General features: G+C 71.4%; 17 protein-coding genes and 1 pseudogene. 5 read left to right on the forward strand and 13 right to left on the reverse strand.

Annotated features, from left to right (window positions below):
- The first annotated feature begins 13 nt into the window (after positions 1-13).
- Positions 14-1,276, forward strand: a complete 1,263-nt coding sequence (locus V8690_RS29025) for a styrene monooxygenase/indole monooxygenase family protein (protein ID WP_338783071.1) — start codon at positions 14-16, stop codon at positions 1,274-1,276.
- Here V8690_RS29025 and V8690_RS29030 read toward each other — a convergent pair.
- The 4 genes from V8690_RS29030 to V8690_RS29045 form a co-directional block, all read right to left on the reverse strand.
- Entirely contained in the window at positions 1,273-2,451 is a 1,179-nt protein-coding gene (locus tag V8690_RS29030; protein WP_338783072.1) for a C40 family peptidase, read from the reverse strand. The two genes, V8690_RS29025 and V8690_RS29030, sit on opposite strands and share 4 nt — an antisense overlap.
- A 108-nt stretch (positions 2,452-2,559) precedes the next feature.
- Positions 2,560-2,859 carry a hypothetical protein gene (locus V8690_RS29035; protein ID WP_338783073.1) on the reverse strand — a complete coding sequence of 100 codons (300 nt, stop codon included), beginning with the start codon at positions 2,857-2,859 and terminating at the stop codon, positions 2,560-2,562.
- 10 nt (positions 2,860-2,869) lie between these two features.
- Positions 2,870-3,523, reverse strand: coding sequence for a TetR/AcrR family transcriptional regulator (locus V8690_RS29040; RefSeq protein WP_338783074.1), 654 nt, complete (start codon positions 3,521-3,523; stop codon positions 2,870-2,872).
- A gap of 159 nt (positions 3,524-3,682) precedes the next feature.
- Positions 3,683-4,690, reverse strand: coding sequence for a hypothetical protein (locus tag V8690_RS29045; protein ID WP_338783076.1), 1,008 nt, complete (start codon positions 4,688-4,690; stop codon positions 3,683-3,685).
- 280 nt (positions 4,691-4,970) lie between these two features.
- Here V8690_RS29045 and V8690_RS29050 point away from each other — a divergent pair, with 280 nt between their 5' ends.
- On the forward strand, positions 4,971-5,684 hold the full coding sequence (locus V8690_RS29050) for a hypothetical protein (RefSeq protein ID WP_338783077.1): 714 nt from the start codon (positions 4,971-4,973) through the stop codon (positions 5,682-5,684).
- A gap of 55 nt (positions 5,685-5,739) precedes the next feature.
- Here V8690_RS29050 and V8690_RS29055 read toward each other — a convergent pair whose 3' ends face one another.
- A complete protein-coding gene (locus V8690_RS29055; RefSeq protein ID WP_338783078.1) occupies positions 5,740-6,678 on the reverse strand; it encodes a diiron oxygenase in 939 nt (312 codons plus the stop codon).
- A gap of 185 nt (positions 6,679-6,863) precedes the next feature.
- Here V8690_RS29055 and V8690_RS29060 point away from each other — a divergent pair.
- A pseudogene (locus V8690_RS29060) lies at positions 6,864-7,453 on the forward strand (Uma2 family endonuclease).
- A 15-nt stretch (positions 7,454-7,468) separates the two neighbouring features.
- On the opposite strand, the gene V8690_RS29065 reads toward V8690_RS29060, so the two are convergent.
- The 6 genes from V8690_RS29065 to V8690_RS29090 form a co-directional block, all read right to left on the reverse strand.
- Positions 7,469-8,929, reverse strand: a complete 1,461-nt coding sequence (locus V8690_RS29065) for a penicillin-binding transpeptidase domain-containing protein (protein WP_338783079.1) — start codon at positions 8,927-8,929, stop codon at positions 7,469-7,471.
- Complete coding sequence (locus V8690_RS29070) at positions 8,926-10,290, reverse strand: FtsW/RodA/SpoVE family cell cycle protein (RefSeq protein ID WP_338783080.1); 1,365 nt, start codon at positions 10,288-10,290, stop codon at positions 8,926-8,928. The genes V8690_RS29065 and V8690_RS29070 overlap by 4 nt, the downstream gene beginning before the upstream one ends.
- A gap of 52 nt (positions 10,291-10,342) precedes the next feature.
- Positions 10,343-10,762 (reverse strand): SH3 domain-containing protein, encoded by a 420-nt coding sequence (locus V8690_RS29075; protein ID WP_338783081.1) that lies wholly within the window; start codon positions 10,760-10,762, stop codon positions 10,343-10,345.
- A gap of 89 nt (positions 10,763-10,851) precedes the next feature.
- Positions 10,852-12,111: a HAMP domain-containing sensor histidine kinase gene (locus V8690_RS29080; protein ID WP_338783082.1), complete on the reverse strand. Its 1,260-nt coding sequence runs from the start codon at positions 12,109-12,111 to the stop codon at positions 10,852-10,854.
- Positions 12,108-12,851: a hypothetical protein gene (locus V8690_RS29085; RefSeq protein WP_338785497.1), complete on the reverse strand. Its 744-nt coding sequence runs from the start codon at positions 12,849-12,851 to the stop codon at positions 12,108-12,110. Before V8690_RS29085 ends, V8690_RS29080 begins: the two co-directional genes overlap by 4 nt.
- 253 nt (positions 12,852-13,104) lie before the next feature.
- Complete coding sequence (locus V8690_RS29090) at positions 13,105-13,608, reverse strand: protein phosphatase (protein ID WP_338783083.1); 504 nt, start codon at positions 13,606-13,608, stop codon at positions 13,105-13,107.
- Positions 13,609-13,707: 99 nt separating this feature from the next.
- Here V8690_RS29090 and V8690_RS29095 point away from each other — a divergent pair, with 99 nt between their 5' ends.
- Positions 13,708-14,511 (forward strand): nuclease-related domain-containing protein, encoded by an 804-nt coding sequence (locus tag V8690_RS29095; RefSeq protein WP_338783084.1) that lies wholly within the window; start codon positions 13,708-13,710, stop codon positions 14,509-14,511.
- A gap of 106 nt (positions 14,512-14,617) precedes the next feature.
- Here the strand turns inward: V8690_RS29095 and ligD are convergent, their stop codons facing one another.
- The gene (gene ligD / locus V8690_RS29100; protein ID WP_338783085.1) at positions 14,618-15,499 is read right to left on the reverse strand and encodes a non-homologous end-joining DNA ligase; all 882 of its coding nucleotides are present in this window, start codon (positions 15,497-15,499) and stop codon (positions 14,618-14,620) included.
- A 54-nt stretch (positions 15,500-15,553) separates the two neighbouring features.
- On the opposite strand from ligD, the gene V8690_RS29105 reads away from it, so the two are divergent.
- Positions 15,554-16,585, forward strand: a complete 1,032-nt coding sequence (locus V8690_RS29105; RefSeq protein WP_338785498.1) for a Ku protein — start codon at positions 15,554-15,556, stop codon at positions 16,583-16,585.
- A 61-nt stretch (positions 16,586-16,646) separates the two neighbouring features.
- On the opposite strand, the gene V8690_RS29110 is transcribed toward V8690_RS29105, so the two are convergent.
- On the reverse strand, positions 16,647-18,455 hold the full coding sequence (locus V8690_RS29110; protein ID WP_338783086.1) for a hypothetical protein: 1,809 nt from the start codon (positions 18,453-18,455) through the stop codon (positions 16,647-16,649).
- Between the last annotated feature and the right edge of the window lie 125 nt (positions 18,456-18,580).

The following is an 18,580-nucleotide window of genomic DNA, read 5'->3' on the forward strand; positions in this document are numbered from 1 at the left end:
AGGACAGCCCCGCATGCGGAAGATACTCGTCGTCGGAGCCGGTCAGTCCGGGCTCCAGATAGCTCTCGGCCTCCAGTCGCAGGGGTACGAGGTCACCCTGATGTCCAACCGGACGGCGGACGAGATCCGCACCGGCCGGGTCATGTCGACGCAGTGCATGTTCCACACGGCCCTGCAGCACGAGCGTGACCTCCAGCTGAACTTCTGGGAGTCCCAGGCCCCGAAGATCGAAGGACTCGGCGTCTCGGTCGCCGCCCCCGGCTCCTGGGCCGAGGGTCCCGCGGCACGTGCGATCGACTGGCTGGGCAGGCTCGACGGGTACGCGCAGTCGGTCGACCAGCGCGTGAAGATGGCCGGCTGGATGGAGACGTTCGCCCAGCGCGGCGGCCAGCTCGTCATCCACGGCGCGGCCGTCGGCGACCTCGACTACTTCTCCCGCACGTACGACCTGGTGCTCGTCGCGGCGGGCAAGGGCGAGCTGGTGCAGATGTTCGCCCGGGACCCGGAGCGGTCCCCCTACAGCGAGCCGCAGCGCGCGCTGGCCGTCTCGTACGTCCACGGCCTGGGCCCGCGCCCCGAGCACCCCGACACCGAAGGGGTCCGCTGCAACCTGGTGCCGGGTGTCGGCGAACTGTTCGTCATGCCGTGCCTTACCACCTCCGGCCGTGCCGACATCCTGTTCTGGGAGGGCATACCCGGCGGCCCGCTCGACGTCTTCAAGGGCGTCAAGGACCCGGCGGAGCACCTCTCCCTGACCCTGGAACTCATGGAGCGGTACGTCCCCTGGGAGTACGCGCGGGCCACCAAGGTCGAGCTGACCGACGCGGGCGGCACGCTGGCCGGCCGCTACGCCCCCACCGTCCGCAACCCCATCGGCCGGCTCCCCGGCGGCGGGCTCGTGCTGGGCGTGGCGGACGTCGTCGTGGCGAACGACCCGATCACCGGCCAGGGCTCCAACTCCGCGTCTAAGTGTGCGGCCGCCTACCTCTCCTCGATCGTCGAGCGCGGCGACAAGCCGTTCGACGAGGAGTGGATGCGGGCCACCTTCGACCGCTACTGGGACACCGCGCAGCACGTCACCAAGTGGACCAACGCGATGCTCGCGCCGCCGCCGGAGCACATCCTGAACCTGATCGGCGCCGCCGGTGAGCTCCAGCCGGTCGCCGACCGGTTCGCCAACGGCTTCAACGACCCGGCCGACTTCGAGAACTTCTTCTACGACCCGGAGAAGGCGCAGGCCTATCTGGTCGAGGTGTCCGGCGCGGGCGCCGCCTAGTCCGCCTCGCCCTCGTATCCGTCGTATCCGTTGTATCCCTCGTCCGACCCGTCCGTGGCCCACTCGGGGAGCTCCGGCGGCTCGTACCGCCGCAGGGGCTTCCCGTCCGGGTCCGGGCGTACGGCGCCCAGGACCGGGTTGGCCGCGATCGGTGACACCTTGACCTTCGCACCCGGCCGGGGCGCCTGGACGACCATGCCGTCGCCGAGGTACATAGCCACGTGCGTGGCCTCGGGGAAGTAGACGACCAGGTCCCCCGGCCGCAGGTCGGTGAGCGGGACCCGCTTCAGCCGCTTCCACTGCTCCTGGCTGGTCCGGGGAATGGGCGTCCCCGCATCCTCCCAGGCCTGCGATGTCAGGCCCGAGCAGTCGTACGACGTCGGGCCCTCGGCGCCCCACTCGTAGGGCTTGCCGAGCTGCCGTACGGCGTAGCGGACGGCCCGGCCGCCCCCGGCCGTCGGCCGGCGGACGCTGCCGCCGTCGCTGAGCGCGCCGGACGCCATGAACTTCTCCTGCGCCTTCTCGATTCCGTTCTTCTCGAACGCGGCGACGGCGGTGAGCTGGTCGCGGCTGAGGGAGGAGAGCAGATCCTCGACGTCGTGGAGCCGCTCGCGGACCTCGTCCCTTTCCTTCTTCCGCCGCTCGGTGAGGGCGAGCTGCCGGTCGAGGGCCTCGCGGGCCTTGCGGGCCAGTTCGTGGGCCTTACGCTCGCTGCCGGTCAGCCGACCCACGGTCTCGGCCCGCTCGCGCGCCAGTCGGCCGATCACACGGCCCTGGTCGATCGCGTGCTGCGGGTCGCGGGCCAGGAGCAGGCGTACGTACGGGGAGATGTCGGTGCTGCTCTGGTACTGCTGCCGGGCCAGGCGGCCGGCCGCGCCCCGGCTGTCGTGCAGGGAGAGCCGGGTGCGGGCGAGGGCGCGGTCCAGGCGGTCGGTCTCGGCGCGCTGCTTCTTCAGCTTCTCCTCGGTGGCGTTGTAGGCCTCGGTGGCCTCTTCGGCCTTCCGGTACAGCTGCTGAAAGTCCGTCAGGAGGCCGGCGACGGAGGCGGCGTCCTGGGCGGAGGCGGGGTCCTGTGCGGGGCCGGGCTCCGGGGCCGCCGTGGCGGGGGCGGGGGCGAGGACGGTTGTGGCCGCCGTCGCCGCGACGCAGACCAGCCGCACGAGTCTTCCTGACATGCCATCACCTCCGGTGTGAGGGCGGCCCTTCGGCCACCGGACACTCGTGAGGATCAGGCGTGTGCGCGAGGTGCGCGCGGTGGGTGTGCGCGGTTCGGCGCAACGGGGTCACCCGTCGGCGTCGTCCCGCTTGCCGGGCGGCGTGGCGTCTGGCTTCGACCAGGGCCAGTTGAGCCGGCGGGTCGGTGCGCCCTCGGGGGCGTACTCGTACTTCCAGCGCTGGGTGAGACCGACTCTGCCCTGCGTCCGGGGCACGCGGCGGTAGACCAGGACGGTGGGCGGGCCGCCGGCGGAGTCCGGGACGGGGATGCGGTACGTCTTGGGCGGGTGGCCGGTGATGCCGAGCAGGACGGGCAGGACCCTGCCGTCCATGGGGCCGCCCTCGAAAGGGGTGTCTTCACTCTTCACGGGATCAGTGTCAGACATCCTCGGCGAGGGCCTGGACCAGGGCGTCGGTCTGCGGGTCGCGGCGGGCGGTCACCGACAGCATGGCCAGGAACTGCTCGACGAGCCAGTCGCGCAGCTCCTCGGCGGGCGGCTGCTTGTCCTCGTCGAGCCAGATGAGCGACGACGCCTCGACGGCGGTGATCCACATCCGGACGGTCATCCGCAGGCGCGGCCCGGGCCCGGTGACCTCCAGGTGCCGGAAGATGTGCTCGGCGGCGGCGCGGCGTACGCCGTCGACGATGGCGGTCGTACGCGAGGTCTCGACGACGCTGCCGCCCTGGAGCAGGGCGCTGAAGCCGGCGTCGTGCTCGTCGACGAAGGCGAGGTAGCGGTCGAGGGCACGGGACAGGCGGGGGAGCAGGGGGCCCTCGCGGGGTTCGTCGAAGCAGTGCCGGAGCTCGTCGGCGGCGGAGCGGAGGGCGGCCTCGTACAACTGCTGCTTGCCGCCCGGGAAGTACCGGTAGACCAGGGGCCGCGACACCCCCGCCGCCTCCGCCACGTCGTCCAGGGACACATCCTCCGGGGCGCGGTGCGCGAAGAGCGACAACGCGGCGGTGAGCAGCTGACTACGACGTTCCTCGACGCTGAGTCGCCGGTAGGCGGGGGTGGGGGCGGCTGGTGTCATGACCGGCAGCGTAATCGGGGGGTCGGGGGGCTGCGTAGCGGACGCCTCCGGCGGTGCGGCGGGGGGCCTGCGGCTGCCTGTGGGGCTTCGGCGGGGGTGCGCGCCTTCGCCTGGGCGGTGGGGTGGGTCGGGGCCGGTGCGGCCGAGTGGGGCCGCCTGCTAGCGGGCGTCGACGTGCTGGAAGTCGACGGCGGTGATCCTGGCGGCCTTCGGGGTCAGCTCGGCCAGGCCCTGGCCCTCGAACACGTCGGTGATGAGGGCGCCCCTGGTGGCGCCGAGAGCGGACTGTTCGTCGTCGGGGACGAGATCCGCGATGGAGCGGTAGGACTCCTTCAGCAGTGATTCCTGCTTGTGGGCGGCCGGGAACAGGGCGAGGACGCCGCCGTCGGCGGTCCGCAGGGCGTACACGCTCGGGTCGGCCGGGGGCTTGGTGAAGAACTTCTGGGTGGCCTTGCCGTCGGCCGCGCCCTCGGTGCTGCTCCGCTGGTAGGTCTGCTTGGCGTTCTCGACCGGCTTCGTGGAGGTCAGGGCCCTGCCCTCCTTCGTGCCGCCGGTCTCGAGGAAGTCCTCGTAGGCGGCGCCGAGGTCGGCGGGGGCGAGCTTGCCGACCTCGGCGCCGGGGTCGACGGCCTCGGCGAGACCGTGATCGTCGACGGCGAGCTTCGGGAGGGGCTCGCCGCCATCGGCCCAGAGGGACAGCACCATCTTGTAGGTCCCGCCGACCTTGTCGAAGACCAGCAGCACGCTGTTCTTGCGGTCCACGCTGGACGTGGCCCGGACGGCGAACCAGGTCGCGGTGCCCTTCTTGGGGATCACGTACTCGCGGTCCTGGTAGGAGAAGGGCTCGGCGTAGGCCTTCTGCTCCTTCTTCGGCCAGGTCTCGAAGAGGGTGTAGACGGCCTTGTCCATCGCGTAGACCTGACCCGCCTCGACCGTCCCCAGGAGCTTCTCGTCCTGCGCGGCGTTGGCCTTGTTGTTGGCCTCCTCGTACTGGTCGGCGATCTTCTTGGCGGCGGCCTGGGTGACCACGCCCTGCGGGGTGTCGTCGGCGCCGGAGTCCGAGGCGGCCTGGCCGCCGCACGCGGTCAGGGCGAGAGCGGTCGTGACCCCGAGGGCGGCGACCTTGAGACGCGGCAGCGGTACGAGGCGGGTGGTGTGGGGGGACATGCGGTGGTGATCTCCTTGAGGGCGGCCACGGAGGGTGACGAGTTCAAGGAGGACAGTAGTCACCCTGCATGGACATGACCTAACCCGGGTTCGCTTTCGCGATGCGAGGGTGGCCGGATCGCGTTCTTGCCGGGGACTTGCCCCGGCTTCACCCTTTCAGGGTCAGTGGTGACCACAAGGGGGGAACGTGCCATTCGGCCGAGATGACAGGGAGCTCCTTCGCCGGATCAGCGACCAGCTCAGTCACGTCACAGCCGAACTCGCGGCCGTCAAACAGCAAGTGACGGACCAGCAACACACCATCGATCAGAGTCGGCAGGACGCCACAGCCGCCATCACTACCGGACTCGCGGAGGTCCGGGCCGTCGCCCGTGAGGCCCTGACCCGAACCAACGACATCGTCACCGGTCCCGTCGCGAACATCGGCAACGAACTCGTCGCCCTTCGCGGCTCCATCGCCCAGCTCGGAGATCAACTCCGCACGGCGGCCTCCCCGATGGCGGAGCCGGCCGCTCCGGAACCGGTACCGCCCTCGATCCCGGAGGAGGACAAGCGGCCCGAGCCGGTCGCCCGGCCGGAGCCGCGGATGCCGGACGACGACTCACTGAACCCCGAAACGCTTCGGGCGGCCGCCGGTATCTCAGCCGCCGTCCTTCACGCCCACCGCGATACCTGGGAGTTCCTGGTCAAGCACGCCGGGGCGGATCAGCACTTCCACATCCCCGGCGCCGTCAGCGAGACCCATGGCATCGTCATGGCCGGACTCTCCGGGCCCAGCCTCGTCGCCATTCTCACCAGCCTCGACGACGTGAGGCACGATGCCGAAGCCGGGCGTGGTACCCAGGCCATCGCCCACCATCTCCACCAGCGCATCGGCGACATCGTCGAGGAGATCGCCCGAGACCCTCACGTCGGTGGCGACTGCGACCCCGTGACCATCCGCATCGACGACCGGCTCAAGCCAGGGGGCGACGGGGAAGACGAGCGGCAGTGACACCGCGACGCCCCGCCCGGACTTACCGAGTGGGGCGTCCAGCCGGCCGTCCTTCTCACGCCAGCAACCCCGACGACCTCCACAACCGCCGCCCGACCCCCCGCAACACCCCGATGTCGTCGAGGAAGTCCGTCAACCGCTTCGACCCGTTCTGCATGACCTCGCGGCGATGCCCGCTCGCCCGCACCTGCGCGAGAGCCTCCCGCTTGTCCAGGCCGACGTTCGTGTAGACCTCGGGGTTCACGAACGCCACCGAGAACACCCGGGCGAACTCCCCGGAGGTGATGCGGGTGAACTCCTGGGACCACTTGGGGGCCGTCACCATCTGGCGGCGGAGTTCCTCGCGGGCGTAGCGCACGTGGCGGGCCTCCTCCACGACGTGGATACGGGTGACGCCGCGGATCAGGGTCTGGACACGCTCGTCGGGGAACGTCAGGCGCTGCATCCAGTCGAGGACCTCCTCGCCGAGCAGCGTGGCCGTGAAGGAACCGGGCGTGGTGGAGATGGTCTTGAAGAGGCGGCCCAGGTGCTGGTGCACGCGGCTGACCGGATACCAGGGCGTGCCGCCGTGGGATATCAGGCGGGCGAACATCTTGGAGTGCCGGCACTCGTCCTCGATCTCGGTGAGTGCGTAGCGCACGTGCGCGCTCGTGGCGGCCTTGTCGTAGATGTGCCGGACCAGCAGCTGCATGAGGATGATCTCGAACCAGATGCCGAGAGAGGCCAGCGCCGCCGCCTCGTGCTGGGAGAGGAGGATCCGCTGCTCCTCGCCCATCCGCTTCCAGAGCGGGGTGTCGTAGAGCGACACCAGCTCCGGCGGCCAGAACCACTTGCCCTCCTCGAAGGGCGCGTCCCAGTCCAACTCCTTGTCCGGGTCGAAGGAGTGCTTGGCGGAGGAGTCGAGCAGCCGCTGGGCCACCTGTTCCCGGTCCTTGAGCAGGCCCAGGGCATCGCGCAGGCCGTCGAGCGCGTCGGCTTCCGTCAGGGTCGTCATGGCTGCCCACCTCGTTGTGCACACGTCACTGTTCCCCTTATGAGACTGCCTGTCAGCAAGGCCGTCAATCCCCTGCGCGCCACTTCTGGTCAACGACCCGGCGGTCACTCGGCCGACGGGCGAATCGGCATATTCCCCTGGGTACGCCGGCTGTGCCAGGCAGACTCCGTCACATGGGAGCAACCCTGAGCGCCGCACGCGACTACGGGCTGGACGACGACTACGAGTGGCCTCGTCCGCCGCAGGGTGGCTGGACGGCGGACGACCTCGACGAGCTTCCCAACCTTCCTGCGCACACGGAGCTGATCGACGGGAGTCTTGTCTTCGTGAGTCCGCAGACCCCCTTCCACTCGCGTGCCGTCCGCTTGCTGGACAACGCCCTGCTGGACCAGGTGCCGGAGGAGCTCGACGTCATCCGGGAGATGACCGTCAAGCCGAATGAGCGCAATCGGCCGGAACCCGATGTCCTGGTGTTCCGCGCGGGTGCCGACACAGGTCCCAGGCAGACCTGGTACCGGCCTGAAGACGTCGTCATCGCCGTAGAGGTCGCCTCGGAGGACCGGGACCGTGAGGTCAAGCCGCGGAAGTACGCGCAGGCGGGGATTCCGCACTACTGGCGCGTCGAGGAGAACGAGGGGCTTTTGGTGGTCATGTCTACGAACTCGATCCCGCGACCCAGGCCTACGGCTTGACCGGCATCTTCCACGACAAGCTCGAGCTGACCGTCCCGTTCCCCGTCGACATCGACCTCACCGCCATCAACCGCCGCAGCTGACCGACTCGGCATCCGCTAGCGGGACTTGAGCACCGCCTCCATCACCGCCCGGGCGATCGGCGCCGCGTCGCCGCCCCCGCTGATGTCCCGGCGTTCCGCCTCCGCGTCCTCCACGACCACCGCGACCGCCACCCGCGGCGCCAGGTCGCGGTCGCCCTGGGCCCAGGAGATGAACCAGGCGTACGGCATGCCGGAGTTGCCGCGGCCGTGCTGGGCGGTGCCGGTCTTGCCGCCCACCTTGGCGCCGCGGATCGCGGCCCGGCGTCCGGTCCCCTTCTCGACCACCTCCCGCATCAGCGCGCGCAGCCGGACCGCGGTCGAGGGGTACATCGCCTGGCGGACCGCGCGCGGGCCGGCTGTCGCGAGGGTGCTGCCGCCCGGCCGAATCGTGCGCTCCACCAGGTACGGCTCCCGGACCTGACCGCCGTTCGCGACGGCCGCCGCGACCATCGCCATCTGGAGCGGTGTGGCGCGGGTGTTGTACTGGCCGATCGACGACAGGGCGAGCTGGGCCTGGTCGAGCGAGGTGTCGAAGGTGGACCGGGCCACCGGGAAGGGCATCCGCAGCGCCGGATTGTCGAAGCCGAAGGCGTGGGCCGTGGCCGTCATGTCCGTCACACCCACCTCCACGCCGAGCCTGGCGAACACCGTGTTGCAGGACAGGGTGAAGGCCTCGCGCACGGAGGCGTCCCGGCACCCCCGCGACGCGTTCGTCAGGCGGGTCCGCGTCCCGGGCAGGGTGTACGGGTCCGGGGAGTCCGTCGGCGTGTCGAGGTCCTCGACCACGCCGGCGTCCAGCGCGGCGGCCGCGGTGACGACCTTGAAGGTCGAACCCGGCGGATAGGTCTGCCGCACCGCCCGGTTGAGCATCGGGCGGTCCCGGTCGGCGTTCAGCCGCCGCCACGCTTCGGCCGCCGCCGACCCGTTCCCGGACAGCGGCTGGGGGTCGTAGGACGGGCGGGACACCAGGGCCAGGATCCGGCCGGTCGACGGTTCCAGCGCCGCGACCGCGCCCTTGAGTCCGGCGAGTCCCTGGTACGCCGCCCGTTGCGCGGCCGGGTCGAGGGTCGTGACGACGTCGCCGCCGGAGTTCCGTGCCCGCGTGAAGTCGTTCCACAGCGGGAACGGCGCGAGCATCGGGTTAGTGCCGGACAGGATGCCGTCCTCGGCCTTCTCCAGGAGCGTCGTTCCGTACAGCTGGGAGGCGAAACCGGTCACCGGCGCGTACAACGGGCCGTCCGTGTAGGTCCGTTCGTAGCGCAGGTGCTCGCGGGTGTCCTTCGAGCCGGTGACGGGCCGGCCGCCGACCAGGATGTCGCCGCGCGGCTCCTCGTAACGGGCGATGTCGGAGCGGCGGTTGGCGGGGTTGCGGTCGTACTCGGGGGCCTGGACGACCTGGACGCGGGCCGCGTTCAACAGCAACGCCGCCAGCAGCAGGGCGCAGAAGACGCCGGCGTGCCGGATGTGCCGCGTCACCGGGTGCCCGGCCCGTCGTGCTGACGGCGTGCCGAGTCGCTGACGCGGACCAGCAGGGCCACGATCGCCCAGTTGGTCACCACCGACGAGCCGCCCTGCGCCAGGAACGGCATCGCCATGCCGGTCAGCGGGATCAGGCCCGTCACCCCGCCCGCGATCACGAACACCTGGAGCGCCACGAGCGAGGCGAGGCCGACGGCGAGCAGCCGCCCGAAGGGCTCGCGCAGGGCGAGGCCGGCCCGGTAGCCGCGCTCCACCAGCAGGCCGTAGAGGAGGAAGATCGCGGACAGGCCCGCCAGGCCGAGTTCCTCGCCCGCCGTGGCCAGGATGAAATCCGACTTCACGGCGAAGCCGATGAGGACCGAGTGGCCGAGCCCGAGGCCGGTGCCGAGCATGCCGCCCTCCGCGAAGGCGAACAGGGACTGGGCGAGCTGGTTCGGCCCCTCGCCCGCCTCGATCGAAGCGAACGGGTGCAGCCACGTCTCGATCCTGCTGTGCACATGCGGCTCCAGCCGGCCGACGGCGACCGCGCCCAGCGCGGCCAGCAGCAGACCTACGGCGATCCAGCCGGTGCGGCCGGTGGCGACGTAGAGCAGCACGACGAACAGGCCGAAGAAGAGAAGGGAGGTGCCCAGGTCGCGCTCCAGGACCAGGACGCCGACGCTGACCAGCCAGACGGCGACGATCGGGCCGAGGACACGGCCGGTGGGCAGCTGGAGCTTCCAGACGCGGCGGCCGGTGTAGGCGAGGGCGCTGCGGTTCGCGGCCAGGTACGCGGCGAAGAACACCGCCAGCAGCACCTTCGCGAACTCGCCCGGCTGGATGGAGAACCCCGCGATCCGGATCCAGATGCGGGCGCCGTTCACCGCCGGGAACAGGATCGGCAGGGTGAGCAGCACGAGCGCGGCGACGACGCAGACGTATGTGTAGCGCTGGAGCACCCGGTGGTCCCGCAGCAGCAGGACGACCAGGATGAACAGCGCCACGCCGAGAGTCGACCAGATCAGTTGGGCCGGTGCCGCACGGTCGCCCGGGGTCTCCAGGTCGAGCCGGTAGATGAGCACCAGGCCGAGCCCGTTGAGCAGCACGCCGATGGGCAGGAGGAGCGGGTCGGCGTGCGGCGCCCGCAGGCGTACGGCCAGATGCGCCAGCAGCGCGAGCACGCCCAGCCCGGCGCCGTCGCCGGCGGCACCGGGCGGGAGGGTGCCGTGCTGGGCGAGGCCGACGGCGCAGTAGCCGTACACGGACAGCAGTACGGCCAGGACGATGAGGGCGAGTTCGATGCCCCGGCGCCGGGGGAGGCGGCGGACGGCGGGCGCGGGCGGGTCCGCCGTCGCCACGGTGATTCCGGCCTTGCTCATGTCCGGAACCTACCCAAACAGTGCGTCTTGTGTGCCTTTGGGTGACTGAATGTCAGCACCAGCGTGGCGCGGGACCGATGTTGTCGATGTAACGGGCCGCGCCCCAGGCCCAGGTGCCGTCCGTGAGGAGGTACCAGAGGGGGTTGCCCTTGACGGTCTCGCCGCCGGTCTTGCAGAAGATGCTGACGATGTCGCCCTTGTGGGCGTACCGGATGATCTGCGAGCCGCGGTTCGGTGTGCTGCGCAGCGCCAGCGTGTTCGCCGTGACGACGCCCTTGGAGAGGCGCGGGTCGTGGTGGTTTCCGTTGCCGCCGCTCGGGTCGTGGTGGCCGTGGTGGTTCCCGTTGCCGCCGCTCGGGTCCCAGTCGTCGTGCGCGGCGGCGGCGGGCGTGACGGCGGCCGCGGCGGCGAGGAGCCCGGCGGCGGTTGCTATGGCGAGGCGGGAGCGCAGAGACACGGGGGTTACCTCCATGCGGGGGCGAAGGTGCCGAAGCTGACCAATCGCCACATTAGGAACGCCCTCGGGGTCCCGCCCGTCACAGTGGGCCATAGGAGGTCGGACTACGGGACGCGTCCGGCGAGTGTCAGGGTCGCCACCGCTCCGCCGTCCGGGGCGTTGGCGAACTCCAGGCGCGCCCCCAGCACCTCGGCCTGGCCCAACGCGATGGTCAGCCCCAGCCCGTGCCCCTTGGCCCCGCCCTCCGTACGGAACCGCTGCGGTCCGTGCGCCAGCAGATACTCAGGAAAACCGTCCCCGTGGTCCCGAACGGTGACCACCGGCCCGTCCACGGTCAGTACGACCGGCCCCCGCCCGTGCTTGTGCGCGTTCGCCACGAGATTCCCCAGCACCCGCTCCAGCCGCCGCCGGTCCGTCTCCACGGCCACATCCCGTACGACCCTGACCTCCGTGTCGCTCCCGGCGCCCCGCACCACCCGCTCGGCCAGCGGCCCCAACCGCTCGGTGTCCAGCTCCAGCCGCTCCCGGCCGGTGTCCAGCCGGGAGATCTCCAGCAGGTCCTCGGTGAGGGTGCGCAGCGCCGCCACCCGGTCCCGCACCAGCTCGGTCGGACGGCCGGGCGGCAGCAGTTCCGCCGCCGCGTGCAGCCCGGTCAGCGGGGTGCGCAGCTCGTGCGCCACATCCGCGGTGAACCGCTGCTCGGCGAGCAGCTTGCCCTGCAACGACGACGCCATGGAGTCCAGCGCGGCGGCGACCGCGGCCACCTCGTCCTGCGGGCGCGCCGGGTCCTTCGTCCGCGGGTCCGTACGGGGGTCGTTCACGCGCGCGTCCAGGTCGCCCGCGCTGATCCGCCGGGCCACCAGCGCCGTGGTGTGCAGCCGCCGCGTCACCCGCGTCACCGCGAACGCGCCGACCAGCAGCGTCGCCCCGATCGCCAGCCCCGAGGACCACAGGATCGCCCGGTCCAGGCCCTGGATGGTGCCGGCCTGCTGCGAGTAGTCGACCGCCACGGCCAGGGCCCGGTCGCCGTCGGCGGGCCCGGCCGCCCACATCATGGGGCGCCCCGCGAAGTCGGCCACCATCGTGCCGCGCTCCCCGGCCACCGCCAGCTCCCGCAGCGGCCGGGGCAGCCCCGCGGGATCCACCCCGGCGCCCCGCCTGAGCGAGTCCCCGGCCTCGTACCGCTCCGTCGCCTGCGTCAGCCGCTGCAACGCCTGGTCGCGGGCCTGGCCGACGGTCTGGTTCGTCACCTGCACGTGCACCAGGACGCCGAGCAGAGCGGCCAGCCCGCAGCACATCACGGTGATGAAGGCGGCGGCCTTCGCGGCGAGCGTCCCGGACCACTGGGGGAGCGTGGGTCTCATCCGGTGCTCGCCGAGGGGGAGACAGAGGGCGCGGCGGAGGGGTGCCGGGAGTGCTGCCGCGGGCCGGTGCGCAGCATCTCGTCCTGGGTGAGGAGCATGGCCCGCTGGTCCGGGTCCCAGGTCCACTGGAGGCGGTACTCGTAGCCCGCGACCTCGGAGGGCGAGCGGATGACGAGGGAACGCCCGGCCAGCTCGACGCCGCTCAGCGCGTCCTCCCAGGCCATCACCCGCACGAGCCGGTGCTTCTCGACGGTGTAGACGCGCACCGCTGTGGTCCTGCCGGGCAGCAGTTGGAAGCCCAGCGTCAGATCGTCGTGCCCGTCGCCGGTCAGGTCCCGGTAGTACGGCCTGAGGACCGGGCAGCGTCCGTGTTCCGGGCCCTGGCCGCAGTCGGCCATCCGGCGGTTGGTTTCGCGGTAGGGCGCCTTGTCGCCGTCGTAGTCGCCCGGGCTCGCGGCGATCTCGGCCCGGACGACCCCGACCGGGTCCACCCGGCGGATGTCGTCGCCGGGGACCTTGACGCCCTTGACCACCTCGGTGTTCACCTCGCCGATCGCGAAGGCCGGACTGGACGCCGGCGTCAGCTCCGGCCAGAGCCGGGCGGGCCCGACCGCGGTCGGCGTCGCACCGGCACCCTCCAGCCCACCGGCGTCCCCGCAGCCGACGGCGGTCGCCAGCAGGAGAGCGACGACGGCGACGTGACGGGCGAACTCTCCGGGTTTCCGGCGGCGGCTTCCGATGCGGCCGGAACGGCTGTCAGAGCGGCCGAAAGAGCCGTCGGGGCAGTCGGCAGGGCCGTCCGAGTGGCCTAGAAGGCCGTCCGAACGGCCGGAAAGGTCATCGGGGTGGCCGGAAGGGCTGTCGACACGGCGGCTGACGGGCACTGCACTCCTGCGGGTCGAGGGCGATCACACGGCTCGGACCGACCGTCGGCCCCGTACACCTTATTCGTATGGAAGTCCTATTTGCGCGCGAGGGAGTCCGTGTGCCGCCCTACTCGGTGAGCTCCTCCAGCAGCCGGGCCGTCGCCAGCCCGGCCCGCAGGTACTCGACGAACAGATCGTTGTGCAGCGCCCAGGGCGAACGGCGCTCCCGGATCAGCCGGATCGCCGAGTCGGCCGAGTCTCCCCGCCGCATCAGCGCGTGCGCGACGACGAGGCCGGAGCGGTTGTACCCGTGGTAACAGCGGACGAGCAGCTTGCGGCCCTCGTCCAGCGCCTCGCACGCGGCCTCGGCCAGCCGGATCACGCCGGCGAGCTGCGTCCCGTCGAGCGGCCCGTCGGGGATGGGCCAGACGTGGTGCGGGACGTCCGGATCGGGCCCGTGCCCCGGCAGTCGCAGCAGCGTCTGCACGAGGTCGAACTCGTCCCGTACGACGGCGAACTCCTGATGGCCCAAGGCGCCGGTGTACTCATGGCCGCCCATCCACAACCCGGGGACGACCTCGCTCCAGGGGCTCTCCGGAGCCGGCACATCGGGTTTCCTGCGGGTACGCAACGGCACCTCCCCGGCATCACCGCCCAACTCCTCTCAAAGGTAACCGGGTTCTTGCCCCCGCAGCACCCCGCCTGTTCCCATGGACTGGGGTGATGGTGCATGGACGGACTGCGCGTCATACCGACCTGGCGGCACGGTCAGGAGCGGCTGTACGTCTGCCTCCCGGACGGCAGGAACATCGCCTGGTACGACCGAGAGGCGGGCCGGGTCAACCTGCTGGGCGAGGACCGCGAGGACGACGTGCTCCGGGCTCTCGGGCCCTTCATCACCGGCCCGGTGACGGTGGGGCCGCCCGTGGTTCCGACCCCCGCCGAGCTCGCCCGTCTGACCCTGCACCCCGACGACGACCTGGCCCCCAACCGCCCCGGTGAGGCCCTCCTCGTGGCCCTCGACCGGGACCCCGGCCCGCCCCGCCGGCTGCGCCCCGACCCGCGCCGCCGGGCCCTGGAGGCGGAGCAGGCGGTCGGGGACGCCCTGGACCGCCTGGACCGCGCCGGCTGGCACGCCGTGCACTCCGTCCCGCTTCCAGGGGGCAGTCGCATCCACCACCTGCTGATCGGCCCCGGCGGACTGTTCGCCCTGTACGCCCTGTACGCGCGCAAGCAGCGGGTGACGGTCGCCGACCCCATGGTCACCCTGGGCCGCCGCGAACCGACCGCCCTGCTCCGCCGTGTCCGCGCCGACGCCGACCGCGCCTCCTACGCCCTGACGGCGGAGGTCCGCCCCGTCCTCGCCCTGGTCGGCCCGACGGTCGTGTCGGTCCCGGCCGCGCCGCGCGAGGTCCGCGTCCTCACGGACCTGGATGTCCAGACCCTGGCCCGCCACGGCGGCGTCCTGAAGCCGGCGGACGTCGAGGCCCTGCACGCGATGGCACGGGACCGGAACACGTGGACGCGGGTGTGAGGGCGGGCCGTCGAGGCCTTGGCTGAGGCCGTGCCGTCCAGCCCCTGGCTGAGCGCGCGCCCTCAAGCCCTTCGCCGCTGAGCGAGCGCGTGCCGTCAGTCCGTGGCTAGGGCAGTCGGCCCGCCCTGTCCGCGTCGAGGAGCGGGGCGAGCAGATCGCCGTAGTCCTGCACCCGAGGTGCGATGTCGGTCGCGTGGAAGTCCAGGCGCCCGGGCGAGCCGCACTCCTCGACCTCCTCCCAGGTCACGGGCGCCGAGACGGTCGGCTCGGGGCGGGCCCGGAGGGTGTAGGGGGTCGCCGTGGTCTTGCGCGCGGCGTTCTGGCTCCAGTCGACGAAGACCTTCCCGGGACGCAGGTTCCTGGTCATCCGGTGCAGCGCGAGCCGGGGCATGGCCTTCTCCGCCTCGACGGCCAGCTCCTTGGCGTACTCGGACACCCGCTCGGAGGACGCCCCGCGCACCGCGGCGAGCAGATGCAGCCCTTTGGACCCGGAGGTCTTGGCGTAGGCCTCGATGCCGTCCGCCGCGAGCCGTTCCCGCAGCCACAGCGCCACCTCGCAGCACTGCACGATGCTCGCGGGCGCTCCCGGATCCAGGTCGAAGACGATGCGGTCGGCCTCGTCGGGCGAGTCGACGAGCCACTGGTGGGTGTGGAACTCCGCGACGAGGTTGGCCGCCCACATCAGGCTCGGCAGGTCCTGCACCAGGACCATCCGCGAGGGCCCCTCCACCCGCGGCACCTCGGCGGTGGTGACCCAGTCGGGCGTACCCGGCGGGACGTTCTTCGTGAAGAACACCTGCCCGTCCGGACCGTCCGGATACCGCAGGAAGGACACCGCCCGGTCGCGCAGATGGGGCAGCAGGATCTCGGCGACGGTCGCGTAGTAGTGCAGGACCTCGCCCTTGGTGAAGCCGGTGGCGGGATACAGCACCTTCTCCAGATTGCTGAGCGGGAGCCGTCGTCCCTCCACCTCTGTGATAGGCGCCATACGATAAGAATTCCACGCGAATCATGACAAACACTCTCGAGAGTGACCGGAAGGGTGCTGCACGTGAGATCCATATGGAACGGCGCCATCTCCTTCGGCCTGGTCAGCATTCCGATCAAGCTGGTGAACGCCACCGAGAGCCACTCGATCTCCTTCCGCCAGATCCACACCGAGGACGGCGGCCGCATCCGCTACCGCAAGTTCTGCGAGCTGGAGGACCGCGAGGTCACCCAGGGGGAGATCGGCAAGGGCTACGAGGACGCGGATGGCTCGATCATCCCGATCACCGACGAGGACCTGTCCAGCCTGCCGATCCCGACGGCCAAGACGATCGAGATCGTCGCCTTCGTCCCGGCCGACCGGATCGATCCGCTCCAGATGGACGCGGCGTACTACCTCCAGGCGAGCGGCGCCCCGGCGGCGAAGCCGTACACCCTGCTGCGGGAGGCGCTCAAGCGCAGCAACAAGGTGGCGATCGCCAAGTTCGCCCTGCGCGGCCGGGAACGCCTGGGCATGCTCCGGGTGGTCGGCGACGCCATCGCCATGCACGGCCTGCTGTGGCCGGACGAGGTCCGCGCCCCCGAGGGCGTGGCGCCCGACACGAACGTCACGGTCCGGGACAAGGAGCTGGACCTGGCCGACGCCCTGATGGAGACCCTGGGCGAGGTCGACCTGGCGGACCTGCGCGACGAGTACCGCGAGGCGGTGGAGGAGGTCATCGCCGCGAAGGCCGCCGGCGAGGCCCTGCCCCAGGCCCCCGAGCCGGCCGCGGGCGGCAAGGTCCTCGACCTCATGGCCGCCTTGGAGAACAGTGTCCGCGCGGCACGCGAGTCCCGGGGCGAGGAGGCCGGCGAGCATGCCGAGGTCAAGTCGCTCCCGCAGCGCAAGACGGCCCGCGCGGCGCCCAAGGAGACCGGGGGCAAGAAGTCGGCGTCCACCGCGAAGAAGACGGCGGCCAAGAAGACCACGGCATCCGCGAAGAAGTCGACCGCGAAGTCCGGCCAGGGCGCGAAGAAGACCGCGTCGAAGAGCACCGCGAAGAAGACGCCCGCGAAGAAGTCGGCCTCCCGCAAGCGCTCAGCCTGAACCGCGGCCTCCTTCGCCGCACCGGCCGGCGAGTCCGGAAGCCCGCCGGCCGCCGCACCGCTCACGGCGCGTACGTGATGTCCGGCCGGGGCGGCCCGGCCATGCCCGCTCCGAGGAAGTAGTCGACGTGGTGGGACTGCATGTAGCCCTTGAACGTCATGGCGTTCCGGTAGGCGGGGTTGTGGGCCAGGGTGTACAGCCGGTGGGCCGTCGGCTGGTTCGTCGTGAAGACGATCAGCTCGTCGTAGGACGCGTTGGTGTACACGGCCTCCTCGCGCCAGTCGCCGAAGAGGTCGCCGACGAGGGTGGGACCGCCCTGGGCGGCCTTGACCGCGCCGTGGTTCCAGGTGCTGACCAGCCGGGGCAGGCTGCCGCTCGGCGTCGGACGGGCCGGGTCCCACTTCTCGATCTTGCCGTCGTTGAGCAGTTCCATGGTGAGGTCCCCGTCCCACCACAGGCCCAGCTGCGGCCAGGGACGCAGTGAGGTGTCCGGCTCGGCGAGCCGGTTGGTGGCCGCGTTGTAGAGGCCGGAGAAGGACCAGACCTCCATGCCGGTCAAGCGCGGGTCGACGTCACCCGCCATGCCGCGTCCGACGTCGGCCGGACCACCGCCGTGCCGCCAGATCACGTTGCCGTTCGCGGCGTCGTAGTAGTACTCGAGCAGACCGCTCGGGTTGTTCTGCTGCACGCCGTAGCCCTCCAGGCCCGGGCGGCTCGGGTCCATGTCGGCGATGTGGAAGCGGTCGCCGTGGACGATGCCCTTCGGCCCCATCGAGTAGCGCAGCGAGCCGTTGCCGCCCAGCACGAACCCGATCTCGGCGACCTCGTCCGTTCCGTCGCCGTCGACGTCGACGGCGCGCGTGTTGTGCCCGTCGGGCGCGTCCTGGCCGCCGCGCTGCCACGTCCACTGGCGGTCCAGCGAGTCGCCGTCGAACTTCCAGGCGCCCATCATCAGGTTGAAGGCCCCGTTGCCCTGCCGGTTCTTCATGTAGGCGACCAGGCTCGGCGTGGTGCCGTTGAGATACGCCACTCCGAGGCGCGCGGCCATCGGGCCGTCCGCGAGATACGTCGTGGGTACGGCGGACCAGTTGCGGAGTGCTCCGGTCCGGCCGTCGAGCACGGCCATGAACTGCCGCGCGTCGTTCTCGTGCGTCCAGGTCGTCCCGTCGCCGAACCGGACCCCGTCGGCGATCCGCAGGGCGACCTCCGCACGGCCGTCGCTGTCGAAGTCGTAGACCGTGACGCCGTCCCAGTGGCCGACGTCGATCGCGGACGATCCCGGCTCGATGTTGTCCTGGTTCCGGCTGTTCGGGCCCAGGTCGACCTGCCAGAGGAAGTCGCCGTCACCGGTGTACGCCTCCAGCTTCTGCGGGGAGGTCTGCCGGTCGACGACATAGTCGTATTCGCCGTCGCCGTCGAGGTCGCCGACCCAGACGAACTTCACCGCACCGCCGGGCCGTAACGGCACGCGCACCACGGGCTCCACGGCATGGCCGGCCGACAGCGTGAAGGCGTCGCTGGGCGCCTGCTCCCGGCCGCCGACGACCGGGGCCACGCGGTAGCTGTTGGAGCGCGTGAGATCGGCCGTGGAGTCGGTGTAGTTCGTCCCGCCGGTCAGCACACCGGAGTTGAGCTTCACGTACGCGCCACCGGCCGTGGACCGGTACACGTTGAACCCGATGCCCTCCGGGTCGAGCCCCAGCAGCCGCCAGGAGACCAGGACCTGGGTGCTGCTGGAGCGCACGGCCACGACGCCGCGGCCGAGGTTCTCCATCACGCGCACGGCCTTCACCGTCGGGGCGGGGCTCGACGCGGCGACGGTGAGTGTGGCGCAGACGGCCAGGACTGTGGCGGTGATCCTCATGCGCATGACAAGTCCGTCTCCTTCGGGTTGACCGCGTCGATCGAGGGCCGGAAGCCCCGGCGGTTAAACCGTTTTCACAGCTGCGATGGAAGCACCGCGCTGAGTACCCGTCAATACTGGCGGAGCGACGC

Origin of the sequence: Streptomyces sp. DG1A-41 (assembly GCF_037055355.1) — a bacterium.
Taxonomy (GTDB): domain Bacteria; phylum Actinomycetota; class Actinomycetes; order Streptomycetales; family Streptomycetaceae; genus Streptomyces.